The organism is Vibrio sp. E150_011 (genome assembly GCF_053544015.1).
Genome location: NZ_JBHFOL010000014.1, coordinates 55,205 through 70,063, shown reverse-complemented (window position 1 = coordinate 70,063; position 14,859 = coordinate 55,205). Strand labels below are relative to the sequence as shown.

At 43.3% G+C, this 14,859-nt stretch carries 14 protein-coding genes and 1 pseudogene; 8 read left to right on the top strand and 7 right to left on the bottom strand.

The features are described 5' to 3' along the window. Window positions 1–49: 49 nt before the first annotated feature. From lpxM to coaBC, 4 genes are all read right to left on the bottom strand, one after another. Window positions 50–1,000: a lauroyl-Kdo(2)-lipid IV(A) myristoyltransferase gene (gene lpxM, locus ACE1OE_RS18405; protein WP_102471177.1), complete on the bottom strand. Its 951-nt coding sequence runs from the start codon at window positions 998–1,000 to the stop codon at window positions 50–52. Window positions 1,001–1,007: 7 nt separating this feature from the next. Then, the gene (gene lpxL / locus ACE1OE_RS18400) at window positions 1,008–1,949 is read right to left on the bottom strand and encodes an LpxL/LpxP family Kdo(2)-lipid IV(A) lauroyl/palmitoleoyl acyltransferase (protein WP_449211905.1); all 942 of its coding nucleotides are present in this window, start codon (window positions 1,947–1,949) and stop codon (window positions 1,008–1,010) included. Between the two features lie 5 nt (window positions 1,950–1,954). Next, window positions 1,955–2,545: a nucleoid occlusion factor SlmA gene (gene slmA, locus ACE1OE_RS18395; protein ID WP_102471175.1), complete on the bottom strand. Its 591-nt coding sequence runs from the start codon at window positions 2,543–2,545 to the stop codon at window positions 1,955–1,957. Window positions 2,546–2,774: 229 nt separating this feature from the next. After that, window positions 2,775–3,989 (bottom strand): bifunctional phosphopantothenoylcysteine decarboxylase/phosphopantothenate--cysteine ligase CoaBC, encoded by a 1,215-nt coding sequence (gene coaBC, locus ACE1OE_RS18390; RefSeq protein WP_449211904.1) that lies wholly within the window; start codon window positions 3,987–3,989, stop codon window positions 2,775–2,777. A 215-nt stretch (window positions 3,990–4,204) separates the two neighbouring features. Between coaBC and radC the strand changes: the two are divergent. The 6 genes and pseudogenes from radC to ACE1OE_RS18360 form a co-directional block, all read left to right on the top strand. Then, window positions 4,205–4,732: pseudogene (gene radC / locus ACE1OE_RS18385) on the top strand (RadC family protein); the annotation flags it as partial. Window positions 4,733–4,812: 80 nt separating this feature from the next. Then, on the top strand, window positions 4,813–6,408 hold the full coding sequence (locus tag ACE1OE_RS18380) for a site-specific integrase (RefSeq protein ID WP_449211903.1): 1,596 nt from the start codon (window positions 4,813–4,815) through the stop codon (window positions 6,406–6,408). After that, on the top strand, window positions 6,405–8,267 hold the full coding sequence (locus tag ACE1OE_RS18375; protein WP_449211902.1) for a hypothetical protein: 1,863 nt from the start codon (window positions 6,405–6,407) through the stop codon (window positions 8,265–8,267). Before ACE1OE_RS18380 ends, ACE1OE_RS18375 begins: the two co-directional genes overlap by 4 nt. Before the next feature lie 4 nt (window positions 8,268–8,271). Next, on the top strand, window positions 8,272–10,245 hold the full coding sequence (locus ACE1OE_RS18370) for a hypothetical protein (protein ID WP_449211930.1): 1,974 nt from the start codon (window positions 8,272–8,274) through the stop codon (window positions 10,243–10,245). After that, entirely contained in the window at window positions 10,242–10,700 is a 459-nt protein-coding gene (locus ACE1OE_RS18365; RefSeq protein WP_449211901.1) for a hypothetical protein, read from the top strand. The genes ACE1OE_RS18370 and ACE1OE_RS18365 overlap by 4 nt, the downstream gene beginning before the upstream one ends. 299 nt (window positions 10,701–10,999) lie before the next feature. Continuing rightward, entirely contained in the window at window positions 11,000–11,152 is a 153-nt protein-coding gene (locus ACE1OE_RS18360; protein ID WP_449211900.1) for a superinfection immunity protein, read from the top strand. A gap of 209 nt (window positions 11,153–11,361) precedes the next feature. Here ACE1OE_RS18360 and ACE1OE_RS18355 read toward each other — a convergent pair whose 3' ends face one another. After that, entirely contained in the window at window positions 11,362–11,835 is a 474-nt protein-coding gene (locus tag ACE1OE_RS18355) for a hypothetical protein (protein ID WP_449211899.1), read from the bottom strand. A gap of 262 nt (window positions 11,836–12,097) precedes the next feature. Next, the gene (locus tag ACE1OE_RS18350) at window positions 12,098–12,403 is read right to left on the bottom strand and encodes a helix-turn-helix domain-containing protein (protein ID WP_449211898.1); all 306 of its coding nucleotides are present in this window, start codon (window positions 12,401–12,403) and stop codon (window positions 12,098–12,100) included. A gap of 101 nt (window positions 12,404–12,504) precedes the next feature. Between ACE1OE_RS18350 and ACE1OE_RS18345 the strand changes: the two genes are divergently transcribed. Together ACE1OE_RS18345 and ACE1OE_RS18340 are read left to right on the top strand one after the other, a co-directional pair. Continuing rightward, window positions 12,505–13,053 (top strand): hypothetical protein, encoded by a 549-nt coding sequence (locus tag ACE1OE_RS18345; RefSeq protein WP_449211897.1) that lies wholly within the window; start codon window positions 12,505–12,507, stop codon window positions 13,051–13,053. Further along, window positions 13,047–14,432, top strand: coding sequence for a DEAD/DEAH box helicase (locus tag ACE1OE_RS18340; RefSeq protein ID WP_449211896.1), 1,386 nt, complete (start codon window positions 13,047–13,049; stop codon window positions 14,430–14,432). Before ACE1OE_RS18345 ends, ACE1OE_RS18340 begins: the two co-directional genes overlap by 7 nt. Before the next feature lie 227 nt (window positions 14,433–14,659). On the opposite strand, the gene ACE1OE_RS18335 is transcribed toward ACE1OE_RS18340, so the two are convergent. After that, on the bottom strand, window positions 14,660–14,836 hold the full coding sequence (locus ACE1OE_RS18335) for a hypothetical protein (protein WP_449211895.1): 177 nt from the start codon (window positions 14,834–14,836) through the stop codon (window positions 14,660–14,662). Window positions 14,837–14,859 lie beyond the last annotated feature (23 nt).

Below are 14,859 nucleotides of genomic sequence, written 5' to 3'. Positions count from 1 at the left end.
AAAAAGGGCTTACCGATATGGTAAGCCCTTTTTTGATATTAAATGCAGACTACTGATAGATTCTTGAGCCGTCGCGCTGTGTCTCTAATAGATATAAGTTCCACATGTATTGCTCAGGTCTTTCTCGGAGTAAATCCTCAATGGCTTTGTTCATTGCTCTCGCATCGGATTCTTCATCACCGGTCGGAAAATCTTCAATCGCAGGCAGAATGTGCACTTCATACTGGCTTGTTTTGTCGTTGTAAGCAGGTAATACAGGGATTACTTTTGCTCGTGACAATCGAGACATCTTACCAAAACCTTTTAGTGTGGCTTTTTCCGTGGCGAAGAAGGGCACAAAGACGGAGTTTTGTGGGCCATGATCTTCATCTGGTAACCAATAGCCGATGTAGCCATCTTTTATTGAGCGAACGAAAGGTTTGACGCCAGCACTACGAGCAAAAATCCGGCCGCCATATTGCATCCGCTGAACATGCATGAGCCAATCTCCAATGGGATTGTTCTGAGGCTTCATGATGGTGGTCACTTTATGCCCTTGTGCGGCGAGCATCACGGCAGGGTAATCGACAGCCCAAGCGTGTGGCGCGAGAATGATAACATTCTCTCCTGCTTCGATTAGCGGTAAAAGGTTTTCTTCACCAATCATGACGCCGCGTTTCTGGTTGTGTTTGGTCGAGCGAACTAAGAACTCAGAGTAACCCAACAGATATTGAGCGGCCTTGGCAAAGGTCTCTTCCACGATATCTTGGATTGCTTGTGGCGATTTTTCAGGAAAGCACTTTTCTAGGTTGATTCGAGCACGGCGAACCACGCGGCCATTTTTCTTGACGATGAATGTAGAAAGGTAACGAGCAAAACGATCGCGAGGCTTTGCAGGAATAAACGCTAAGAACACCGCCAATAAGATGCCTAACCAAGTTCCCCAGTGTTTCGGATGCAGAAACGACCATTGAAAACGAGGATTGTAGAGATGCTTCTCAGTGTTATTTTGGTTGCTCATAGCATCCCTATTGATAGCGAGAGTTAGTGAGTGAATGGTCGGGTAGAGACTTAAAGCGTTTGTGCATCCAAAGCCACTGCTCGGGGGCTCGCAAAATAACGTCTTCAATGTAACTATTCATATAAGCGGCGGCGGCGATATCGTCTTTTTGAGGGTACTGTTCTTCAATCGACTGATTCGCAATGATCTCGTATTTTCCATCAGCATTCCTAAACCCCGAACCAGGGACAATGGCGCATTTGCTCGTTTGGGCTAGGATGCTGGTGCCAGTGGTGGTACAAGTTTCTTTAACGGCAAAGAAGGGCACAAATACGGATTTGTTATGACCATAATCTTGGTCTGGTAAATAGAAAAGGCGATGGCCTTGACGCATGACTTTAATCATTTTTTTAAGGTCGGTGCGGTAAATGAGTTTGTTGCCATTGCGTGTGCGCCCACGATATTGAATAAATTCATACGCAGGGTTACTGTGTGGTCGATAAGCACCATAACCAGGGAGACCTAGAACGGCAAAAGCCCGAGCTGTTATTTCTAAATTCAGTGCATGAACACAGCATAGTAATACGCCTCTGTTATTCGCCTCATGCTGCTTGAGAGCATCAATGTTATTCACTTCAAGCAAGCGCTTAAAACGCCAAGTTGGCCAAAACCACGTAATACCCGTTTCAATAAGGGCCATTCCTGAGTTCTTGAAATTTTCCTCAATAAAACAATCTACTTCTTGGTTTGTTTTTTCGGGGAATGCGAGTTCTAAATTTCGACGGGCAATATCAGCTCTTTTACCCCCAAACCGCATTCCAAATTTACCAATGCCTCGACCAAGCTTAAACAATAATGCGTAAGGCAGAATATTAACAATCAGTGCAAGTAGTCCAAAGCCGATCCAAACACCCCAGTGTTTTGGATGCAGTAAGGAAAACGTAAAGTCAGGTTTCTTATCTATTTTCATAAGGCTTACTGTAGTTGTAGTTTTAGAAGTGCCCAATACTCATCAAATGTTGCGGTGGGTGAGTATTTAAAATCAGAGCGAACAAAGCGATTTAGGCTGCCTTCAACCTGCCCAAGGAGTTGAGCTGCGAGAATTTTATCATCGACAGGAAAGCTTTTTCCTTCACGAATCTTACGCTCACGTAAGATTTGACGTAAAGATGTCTCAATTCTTTCATAGAGCTGATTGATACGTTCGCGTAATCGTTCATTCTCAAACATTAGAGCATGTCCGGAAAGTATGCGACTTAAACCCGGGTTGCGCTCAGAGAAAACGAGAATGAGCTGCAATACGAGCTGGATACGAGTCAGCGTGTCTTTTTCTTCGTCGAGAATACGATTGATACGAGACATTAAGGACTCCTCAATAAACTCTATCAGCCCTTCAAACATGCGAGCTTTGCTTGGAAAATGACGATAGAGCGCAGCCTCAGAAACCCCAACCTGCTTGGCAAGTTTGGCGGTAGTGATGCGCGAGGTGCCCTCATTAGACTCTAGCATTTGTGCTAGGGCCTGTAGGATTTCCTCTTTTCTATTCGACTTTCTCGTAACGGACATAAATCCTATTCCTTTTGATTACAGCAATGCCTATGTGCGCGTCATAATAACGATAGGCGACAGGTTAGTGTACCTAAGGTCATTTTATCCACGTAGCGTTAGATATTAAATGGTTGAGCCAGTTAACAATCTCATTTTGAGCGTCTCATCGTGATCACTGGCTATACCCATGAGTAAGATTGACACCTGAAAGAGGGGTCAGTCGGGTGACATTATCTGGGTGACCTAGTTATGATTCACCCTGTGAGAGCTGCTCGGCGATCGTGGATACGATTATATGACTGAGTTCAGTTTTTGTCGCACAGCCTAATAATTGCTGACCACCTTTCCAATACACGGTAATCGCATTTGTATCACTGTTAAAGCCTTGTCCCTCGATAGACACATCATTTGCACAAATCATATCCAGATTCTTGCGTTTGAGCTTATCAAGTGCATAGGCCTCGACATCTTGTGTCTCCGCCGCAAAGCCGACAGTAAATGGACGCTGGCTCTTCATGGAGGCGACAGAAGCAATAATGTCAGGATTTTTGACCATATCAATATTCATGCTATCAACGTGGGTTGTTTTTTTAAGTTTTTGTTCGGCAACATTCGTCGGTCGGTAATCAGCGACAGCGGCGCAGCCAATAAACACATCGTAGTTTGACGCTTGGTCAGTGACCGCGCTCAGCATATCATCTGCACTGACCACATCGATGCGCGTAATCCCATGTGGTGTGGCAAGTGAGACGGGACCACTAATAATGCAAACCTCTGCCCCTTGTTCACGAGCGGCTTTGGCAAGGGAATAGCCCATCTTCCCCGAGCTATGGTTTGAGATGTAGCGCACAGGGTCAATCGCCTCTCGGGTGGGACCTGCGGTGATCAACACCCGCTTACCTACTAAGGGTTTTGCTGCAAAGAACGATTCACACTTTTCGACAAGCTGCATCGGTTCTAGCATGCGGCCTGGCCCGACATCACCACAGGCTTGTTCTCCTGCTGCCGGTCCCCAAATAGACATGCCTCGGCGCGCTAAAGTGGCAATGTTTTCTTGTGTTGCGGCGTTCAGGTACATTTGTTGATTCATGGCAGGCGACACGGCAATAGGTGCATCACTTGCTAGAACGAGAGTCGTGAGTAAATCATTCCCCATACCGGCGGACATACGCGCAATCAGGTCGGCCGTCGCCGGAGCCAGTAGAATTAGATCGGCCCATTTCGCCAGTTCAATGTGACCCATGGAGGCTTCAGCTGCTGGGTCGAGTAGGCTATCAGAAACGGGGCGACCAGAAACGGCTTGCATGGTTAATGGAGTAATGAACTCTTTTGCTGCTTTGGTCATCACCACTTGGACTTGTGCGCCTCGCTCAATGAGTCTGCGAGTCAACTCTGCACATTTATATGCGGCGATACCGCCACTGATTCCAAGTAGTATTTTCTTTCCCGCCAATGTTTGCATAACCAGCTCCTTAAATTTTGCTGCGGCTAAGATAGCAAATGCGTCCTGATCCCGCTACTTTCAAGGGACTTGCCAGTGCCGAACGATATAAGGAAACATCATTATTACAGGAAAATTGAGTTCCCCTCGCGTTTAAAGTGTGAGCCGCTTTCTTTCTTTGAGTCGTTAAGAAATAACGAGTGAATTCGTTATTTATCCATTAAAGAGATGTCAGTATGGGGCTAAAGTTATTACCTTCAGAATCACTCCCTCGAGAAAAATTGCTGCAAAAAGGCAGTGGCGCATTAACGGATGCAGAATTGCTAGCGATTTTCTTGCGTACCGGTACGCAAGGTATCAATGTGATTCAATTATCTGATGCGTTAATCAACGACTTTGGATCACTTCGTGCGCTTTTTTCTTCATCGCAGGATGATTTTTGTCAGCGAAAAGGGTTGGGTGTCGCCAAATATGTGCAACTGCAAGCGGTACTTGAAATGAGTAAGCGCTATTTGTTAGAAGGCTTGCAAAGAGGGGGTGCGTTGCAAAGTGCGGAACAAACCAAGCGTTATCTCTCCACAATGCTTCGAGACCGCCAGCGAGAAGCCTTCTATGTACTTTATCTTGATAATCAGCATCGCTTAATTGCCGATGAGGTGATGTTCGAGGGCACCATTAATGCTGCGTCTGTATATCCAAGAGAGGTGGTGAAATGTGCGCTTTCTCATAATTCGGCCGCCGTGATTCTGGCACAAAAATTACCTGATAAACTACATACTCATAATTAACTTTTAAAGTTGAGAATACTGTATACGCTGTTCGTATGCACAGTATTGGATTTAGTATGTCTAGTAACGATAAAAATCAAAAAAAGCTCATACGAAAAGAGATAGAAATTTCAACTATACCTAACTTCGTTTACGAGAAACCACTGGTATCCATTGATGATAATGGAGAACCTCAAGTTACATACCGTGCCAATGGCAATAAGATCCCCGTAAAGAAACTCCCTTTACTAAATATCACTGGGTATAGCGATAAAGACAAACTAGTCAGCTACCAACCATTAGACATGGTTAATGAGTTCTTATTGTCAAAAGCAATCGATGATGGCGTGCTTGAGCTTGGTACAGATGCACAGGGGCTTGCCCATTACTTCAGTTTTGTATTAGACAAACAGGCAGAGTGGGATGCTAAATACGATAAAGAGGACTTTGACCCTCTCTATGATGATCCCCGCTCAGAATGGAATACCTTTCCTCGTAATAAACAGGAACGATTAACCTACCAATATCGAGATGGAATCAAACAACTCGCTATTGAGGGTGTATTGGCTAGAACAACGGCTAGGCAATACATGAGCAGTGTCGTTGGTTTTTATAAACACTGCCTTCGTCAGGGCGTCCGCTTTAATAACCCTCCTTTCCAATTTGAGACAGTGAATATCCATTTTGAGGCGTCTGCATCCAGTATGAAAGCATACCAACGTAAGCAGGTGCACACGACGGATATGCGGATTAAGTTTACTAAATCATCGCGCAGTGGCGGCACAAACCTCAGTAATCTACGCCGTGACTTAAAACCGTTTACCAATAATGAATGGAATATCCTGCAAACCATCTTAATGAAATCCCGCAGGGTGGTTCGTCATGGTGACAACAATAAACTGCATTCATTGCCGATTGAGTTCTGTCTGCACCCCATAATTTGCCGTAATACTGGATTGCGGAGAGAAGAAGCAGCGAGCCTTCACTTAGGACAGATAGTTAACCCCGAAACTATGATTCAGGACGGCAAAGAGGTGTTTAAAAAGCCTGTGATGGATTTGGGTGTTGGTGATAAGTATAAATCACTCACAAAGACGGCTGAGGGCTTTGCAGAGAATAATAAAAGTCGGGTTACCATTATCCCCGCCACATTGATGAAGATGCTTTACGATTACTCTCAGTCTGACAGGTATCAAAAGCGCCTGGAGAAATTCAAAGCATGGTGCAAGGAGCAGAAAGAAGAAGGAAATACGCATTTCTTTGAGGGAGATGATGCGATTAACCCCAAGCTGGAATACTTGTTTATTACCCAATCAGGGAAACCGATGTTTACGCGGCTACAAGACTTTACCGGGCGCTGGGTGGAGATACGTAACACTGCAAACCTAACCCGAGGTCTTGACCATCCTATTGTCGGCTCCCTACATAATTTACGCTCAACGTTTGCCGTGAATATCTTCCGTCACCTTTTAAATAAAAAAGATGACTATGGCAACCCGTTAATCACACCCGATGAGGCATTGGATAGGGTATCAATCTTACTTGGTCACGAAGATAGGTCGACGACGATAGAATACCTGAAAATAGCACAAGATATGCCTTCCGCTGATGAAATCTACGAGGACGTACTGGACTATATTGGCGCTTTTGATGATCTAGAGGGGGCATTATGATTCAAGGTCGAAAACGTACCAAAATTGCGATAGAGAATACCCGAGCACCAATTATCCCACTTCACTTTGAAGATATGGTTTTAGACAATGGTAATGGCATAAAATCTCACATTTATCGCCTGCGCTATCGTAACGTCCCGACAGTAAAGCAAATTAGATCAGGGAATGAGGTGTTAGCAAATCGGGATGATATTGTCAGGGAAATTTACCAAAGGCTAAGCTTCCTACCTCACAAAATAACAAAGCAGCACTACTTTTCTGGGCTTGTTAGTTACTTCCGGTATCTTGACGGAATTGGTTATAACGGTGACCTTTTCAGTAATGCAGCCATGACTGATAGCATTAAACACTTCAATAAATTATCCGAAAAAGGCTTGCAGATATCGGAAGCAATGCGGATTAAAGACGGCTTGTCAGTGTTATTAAAACTGTGGAACCGAGAAGCCGACGTTAAGGTGCTACCGAACGTTGCAAATAGATCTTCTGCTACGAATAAAGCGTTCCATATAGAAACAGAGTTGAAACCATTATCCAAGATATTGGTTAGGGGAGCGCTGGCCTTTCAGGAAGCAATTGATAAAAATGGTCTGCTAGATATTCATCCGTTTTTTGATGAAGAGCTTTTTTCTGAGCAAGCGAAGCTCCAAGGATGGACACCACCGCTAACTGCAAATAAGAAATATGGTTTCAAGCAGTGCATGATCCCCGTGCCTGGAACAATAAAGAACAGCTCACTTTCACTTGAGCGACTTCATCGACAGGTTTTTTATAACCAGGCATCACGCAATTGGTTTTTCGTGCTCTCAATGCTGACAGGCATGAACAAATCAGTGCTCGCCAACGTGCAGCATAAGGATGTTTCATTCAAAAGTATTGGTAGTGGACGGTTTGTTTTTGACGGTGAAAAATCCAGGGCTGGCTATAAGGATTTGGATAATACCGCTGGCTTTAGCCTGAGAACCAAAGAACTGCTCAACCGATGGCTAGAAACGTCTAAATTGATGTTCCAAACACTGGGGATCCCGATTGCAAGTGAACTGCCGCTTTGCCCTTTCTTTAGCGCTAGTGGTGAGATTTGGACATTCGGCACACATGGTACAAATCTTAGTTATATCAATACACAACTTGAGAAAATAACGGGGTTAACGGTTACTGCAAGCCGATTCAGGGCCACAAAATCTGATGTACTGATGCGAGTCACTGAAGATATATTCCTTGTGTCACAGGGGATGAATAATACCGTGAATGTTGTCGCTAAACGGTACTCTAGTGGTGTCCAAGCAGACCATGATAATAACCTCAATGCCACGTTTAGTGCGTTAAGCGCTATTGCCAAAGGAGAGGAGATTGGTAAAGCCATCGAGGATGCTAAGGCGATGCGCAGCGATATTTTATCAGATTATGATTATAAGAAATTGCGTACCCGCGAAAGCAAAGAGCAGCCATTAATGACAACACCCAGTGGTATCAAATGCGCGGGGGCAACACCAGAGAAGCTTGTTGCTGAAGCGAGGCGCATGAAGCAGTTGGGCATTGATTTTTCCAAAGATACGGGCCGTTGCTCGGATTTTCTTGCTTGCTTTGATTGTGACAGCCATAAATTGGTGGCGTCAGAAAATGATATCTGGTTGATGTTGTCTTTTTTGGAGCAAATTGAAGACCTTAAAGAGATAGTGGCGAGTAATTCCGCACCTAAGGGTGAGTATTTCGTTGTGGAAGGTATGTTGAAAAAAGTTCTTCTCAGGCTGAAACAAAAAGCACCTAAAAACTACGCTCAAGCAAAACAAAAAGTGGATGATGGTGATTACCACCCGCTTTACCAAGACAGAGCCAGCGCAAGCCAATTTTTTAAGGGATAATTTTATGTCTGAACAGCCTATACAGCTTCGCCCAGAATTAGCCGGAAATCCGTATGTATCGTTTGACTCTTACGGGAACGGAGTGTCACGTGTCTTTGATCTAGAGTGGGACTTTTACGCACTAAAACAGAACAAAAAAATAATCTCTTTTGGCAATATTGATGAGAAGTACCGCCAAGATATTCAGTCTTACCTCTATGCATTGATGCAGTGGCAGAAGAAAGAATCAAGCTCTGATTCACATGCACCGGTTGGTTCGTTAATAAATATTAGGGCTCGTTTGAACACCCTCGCAACACGCTGGGGAAAAAGTGAATTCAGCTTACTTTCGAGCGAACGAGAATGGAAAAAACTCACACAAACATTACATGGGGTTGGGCGTAAAGCAACGTGCAGTCATCTTGCCACTGTGATTAATGCAATGTACAAAGCGGGTCTTGTATCTCGTTATGTCTATAAGCGAGACTATATTCAGTGGGCTAAACCTGATGCTGGTAACGGTCAATCCATCGCATTTCCTGAAGCTATTCATGTCAGTATTTTAAAAACTGTGGTTGAGTTTGTAGAAACCTACCACCCCTACCGCCATCAAATTTCCGCGGCCATGGAGAAGCTCTACACTTATCAAGATGAAATGCACAACGCTAAGCTTAAAAAGCTACGTGTGAGTGCCCTAAGGCGTACACAAAAGAGTGCACTCGATGACAGGATGTCTCGCATAACACGCCAATGGCCTGAACGAAAAACCATTCCTAATTTCTCATTTGACAGGGGAGGCTCATGGTTGAATACATTGCTCAAGATGTGCTTTATCTGTGTGGGGTTATTCTCAGCTGCCCGAAAGGAAGAGTTACTCTCCATGAACAAAGAGAGTTATGACAATTCAACTGCTGCCGTACCCAAGGTCTCAGGGTTTTCTACAAAAGGAAACAAGGGTGAAAGAGTTTATACGACTTGGAATACTGCCCCTATTGCAAAGCTGGCACTGGAGCTAGCTTTTGATTCCATGCAAGCCACGAGAAAATATTGGTTAGAGCTACTGGATGACGGTTACCAAAATGGTCTGTTAACCAAAGGAAAATATAATGCAATGCAACAAGACCTAGAGAGTGCCTTCGTTTCTTCTTCGATCCCTTATGGCTGCAAAGCACTCATCAATAAAGTGTCGCTAAAAAGTGGGGATGGGGGTGGATTAAATTTGAAAGCGTTCAACATTAATGCGACCGAAGAAGACGTTGAAGAATTTGACCTTTTGAATCCAGAACGCGCAGGAAGCTTAAAAATCGGAGGAGGTTTACCAAGGCTTAGTCCACATGATTTACGACGAAGTTTTGTGGTCTTTATGGTAAAAAAACGTCTGGGGAACGTACTTACAGTAAAGTACCAGCTTAAACACCGCAATACTAACATGTCTAACTGGTATGCGAATTACTTCGAACTAGCGCGTACCAACCAACTGCTGATGGATACTCGGTTAATGAGTGAGTTTGATGCAGCTATTGAAGCATCAACAGTGGATGCATGGGATGAAATTTACAATGTATCCGTTACCTTAAGCGGTGCAGAAGGTGAACGCATAGCCAAAAATAAAGCAGAGCGACTGGCACAGGGTGAAGAAATAATTATGTCCCGAGATGAATTGCTCTCTTTGGTAAGGGCGGGTGAAAAATCCATTGTATTGCTGCCTACAGGTGGCTACTGCACCAACCGTAATTGTGAACGTCTTTGCTCCCTGATGGATATTGTTGAAGCCCCTTGTGATCATAAAGTAATCACTGATAAAGCTGCGAAAAGTCTATCGAGGGAACGGGATAACCTCATTGCTTCATTTCGAGCAATAAATGACATGGGTGACCATGCCAATGAATTAATTCTGGATGCCAGAAAGAAGAAAATACAATCTATCGAGCCAACATTGGTCAAACACGGCATTCCTTTTGATAGCTTCAATGATGATATTAAGGCGGTATGGACATGAAAGTAGAATATAAGGCAACTAGCAAGGCTGAGGGACTGCTTGTTAATGCATTTCAGCGTTTATTAGATGGTAAGCCGATTCATGTAAAAGCAGCGGGTAAGCTTACGTTGAACCGTATCAATAATGAAGCGCAGCTTGGCAATAGCTATGTCCATAAGTTCAAAGCGTTCGTGGCCTACGCGAAACCTATTATCGATGAATACAACCTCAACCGTGATAGGGCGATGATAACAGGTTTAGATATTGAGCTAGATGCCCCTTTGCCTGAGCTTGATAGGCTAAAACACGAATTAAAAAAAGCCAATGAACTTAAAGATAAATACAGGGTGCAACGTAACAATGCTGTTGAAGCCCGAAAGCAGTTAGAGGCTGAAAATGCGAGACTTTGTTTTAGAGTGTTTGACCTACAGCAAGAGTTATTGGATGAAAACTCAGTTGTGACGCCAATCAAGTAAAATGTTTACACGGTCAAAGTGTAATGGGGCTTAGGTTCATCGTTTCTGTGCAAAAGCCTGTTGCAGAAACGAGCCAAGGCATTTGTGGATAATTCTGAGTTACGTCGTGTTCGCATGGTTCTGGACAACAGACTAGCTTTAAATTATTATATCGCACACGGTACTGTAAGTGGTGGAAGTAAATAATGTACTATGCGATTTTACACTATCTATACAAAATACGTGATGCAGTCCTGTTCGTGACCTGTTTGCCATTCGTACTGGCTTGGATGCTACTGAAGCTCATTGGGAAGATATATATGTTCCCCACATTGTTGGCCGCTCAGAAGACAGGAGAAAACTTCGTTACAAACCTAATGTTTTGGCTAAATATTTTCTTCGGCTGGACTCTTATCGGTTATTTCATCCTGCTCGCCGTAGCGCTTGCATTGCCCATGAATCGTGCGCTTTAATCGGAAAAGCATGCGCTCCCCCGAACGTATCAACTTCGCCTTAAATTAATGTTTACTTCGATTGTCAAACTTTGAAGGGCAGTAGATTATCAAATTCGTTCTAGCACACTTTGGGGCATTTCAGAGTTAGAAAGCAAGGAAAGGCTCTGAGACAGACCTTTCCTTGATTTCGGAAGAACTAATTCGGTCAGTCTCGCTTCTGTGCAGCTTTAGTAAATAGTATTTGTTTGAAGTGGCATCGTAGATTGATAAAAGCGAGCTCTCTGGTTACAAAAAACCTCCCGATAATCCTCGCGAGAATCAACAACAAAAACCACTCTCAGATTTTTGATGGCTCTCACGGTTAACCTAGAGCGTAACCAACCCGAAAAACGGGAATCTTTTAAGACGTCCACACCGAAAATCCATAAAAACTTAGGGTATTCGTTTTCCACAATTAATTTATTTAGAGTTTCTGACGTCATAAAGTCATGCTTGTAGTCATTTAAATCAATGCTCTGTACAGTAACCCCTAAAGACTTATTAATTTTGTTGATCTTTTGAACAAATGAATCTGAAAGGTTTACACTAAACACATGCTGCATGTACATATGTAGGGTCCATGTGCACCTAACAGAACGTTCTATGCCGAGACCAAAATCATGATACCCCGCACCCAACTCATCAAGTTTTTTTAAATTCACTGAGGTTTGAACCCTTATCATTTGATTTAGAAAGTGCTTCTGGCATATTAATGGTCACATACGGGATGGATTAGTAAATTTAACTACATAGTTAGAGTCTTAGTCATAAGGAAAGGTAAAGGTTCAGCGTACAATACGAGAGCTATGACAGCAGAGAATAGGATTCTCGCCCCTCCCCCCCGATTTACAGATGCATTACCGTTGAGTACGCTGTTAAGTACAAGTAGCCAGAAAGCATAAAACTGCGACATTAACAACCAAATCACTGAGACGTTAATTTTTCCAGTAACATCACCTTTTCTTCATCACTCAACTTATCAATTGCACACGCTAACTCTGCACTTAACTCGCTCCGACAGAAAAAATAGTTCAGCGGCACATCTAACTCTTCAGCCATACGTTCAAGCGTACCAATATCCGGTACATGCCTACCTTTTTCGTAATGATTCATGCGGCCACTTGCCGAGCTTTGTTCCATACCGATTTTCACCCCTAAATCTTTTTGGGTGATTTTGGCTTTTTTACGCGCAGCTTTGAGCCTCGCTGGGATTGGGTTGTTTTTTTGCACTTAGACATTTCTTATCAACCTTTCGATAACTTAGATTGTCTAAGTTTTACTGATTTTTGTATACTTAGCAATCCTAAGTTTGTAAGTGTATGAATGTTCAAATGATGCAGTCCAAAAAAATTAATGCTCACATGTTTAACCTATTGATAAAAAAAGAGATGGATGACTTCTCGGTGACAGAAGCAAGGGATGCTTTGATGGAGCTTGGTAAAGAGTTCAAAAATTTAGAAGAGACAAGGAAATATGTGTATCGGCAAATTTTGGCGTTTGAACGCAAAGGTTGGTTAGTCTCAACGGGTCACAGCAGAGCCAAAAAATACCAAAAAACCGAGTTACTGAAGTCTATCTCGGTGGTTCCGCGCAAGTTAAAAAATGATTCACGCCAAGTGGCGCTATCTCAAACGCATCAAGAAAGCGTTGATTTAAAAATTCTGCTAAAAGAGAAAAACAAGTATGAAGGCGAGCTTGCCATCGTGCTGGGTGAGGTTGAGGAATATCAATCGTTGATGGAGCGTTTTCCAAAGAAAACAGATTTGTTCCTGCCCATGTTTACTGAAAGCAAAGACCATTCAGCTAAATTGTTGGGCAAGATTAATGCCCTCTCTAAAGTTCTTCTGGCCTCAAAATCTGGGGTTTCTACTTCATGTTGAGGTTGTGGCAATCTGAGTGTGTTGCTCTAGCGATTGAAAAGTACAAAGCGTCAACGGGGCATTTCTTTTGTCAAGCGACTCCCGGTGCGGGAAAAACGGTAATGGCTGCGGAGCTGACGAAGTGTTTAATCCAAGAAAATAAGATAGACCTCGTACTTTGTTTTTCGCCGTCCTCTACCGTCGCGCTTGGGATTAAAGAGACATTCTCTCGGCATTTAGACTGCTCTTTTGATGGTGGTATGGGAGCGATGGGAGCTTCCTATACTTACCAGTCTATCCGCTTTTTAGACGATGCGTTTTGGAACACAATCAGGAAGTACCGCGTGCTTGTTGTGTTTGATGAAATTCACCATTGCTCTTTTGATGAAGAAGGTCGTTCCAATGTTTGGGGTGAACAAATCCTCACAAAAATTCAAGGTTTGGCTCGTTATACATTAGCACTATCCGGAACGCCTTGGCGCTCCGACAGTGTGCCTATTGCGATGACAGAATATACTGCCCCTGATGGACTGTTCTTATGTGATTATCAATATGGCCTAAAACGCGCCGTTCAGGAAAAAGTGTGTCGTGCTCCTAAGATTGTATTAGTCGATAGTGAGCATCTTTCTCTAACGGAAGGCTCTGAAATCAAGAAGTTTGCCTCTATTTTTGAGTTGCTTAAGCAGTCTAACGTTTCCTACCGGAGTGTGATTCAAAACGAAGCAGCGATGAACTATTTACTTGAATTAGGGTGTCGGAAACTTGCTGAGATACGTTTGTGCTCCCCACGAGCCGGAGGGTTGATCGTCGCCGCATCGGTGCAGCATGCCAAACTCATTCAATCATTACTCATTCAACATCTTGATCAGTCGGCTTGTATTGTGACTTATCAGCATGAGAACCCGATAGAAGAGATACAAGCCTTTCGCCATTCCAATACCCAGTGGATAGTGAGTGTTGGAATGATCAGTGAAGGTACGGATATCCCTAGATTGCAAGTATGTTGTCATATGAGCGCAATAAAAACTGAGTTGTATTTTAGGCAGGTGTTAGGGCGAATTTTGCGAGTGAATACCGCGCCAAATCAAGAAGCATGGCTATTCACCTTTGCCGAAGAAAGCCTAATAGGGTTTGCAGAACGAATTGAGCAAGATATTCCAGATACGTGCACGTATTTAAAACAAAACACAAAGGAGTTAAATCATTTCACAGCTGAGCCAAAAGATAACCTAAGTACAATTACTGGCAAGGCTCCATGTCAAACGGACAGCAACCAATTAAATTGGCGCGACTTAGAAGCAGTGCCAGAGAGATTATCTAGCTTACCCTTATCACAAGAGGAATTGAAACTTGGCCAGTTTAAGCAACGTGTCATTTCGGCATTTTTCGACAGGTTGTGAAATGGTTAGCTTAGGTAGCTCACTAAAAAGTGGACCTCGGGTAGGTTGCAGAAGAGTGGTTAACAGTTAAGGTCAATAACTTGCCTTAAACATCTTATACTTCCTACTTAGTTTTTCGTGAGGATCCATTTTTAAAAGTAATGGCGAAGTTCTTACATGCTGATGTGAAGCAAGGAAGGAGTAGGAACTGTAACACATTCTCATTAAAGCTATTGGAAGCTATTTCCTTAATGGAGCTGGCGATCCTCAGATTTAATTACGTAGTTTACAGCATTAGAAAGTACCAGTTCGTCATACTGAATCGTCAAATCAGTTTCAGCAAGCACGATAAGAAGCAGTACATTACTTTCAGACAAGTCATTCATCAAGTGCCAATCTATTTCTCTTTCATCGGTGCACATCACAGCTTAAATCATCATGCAAAAGA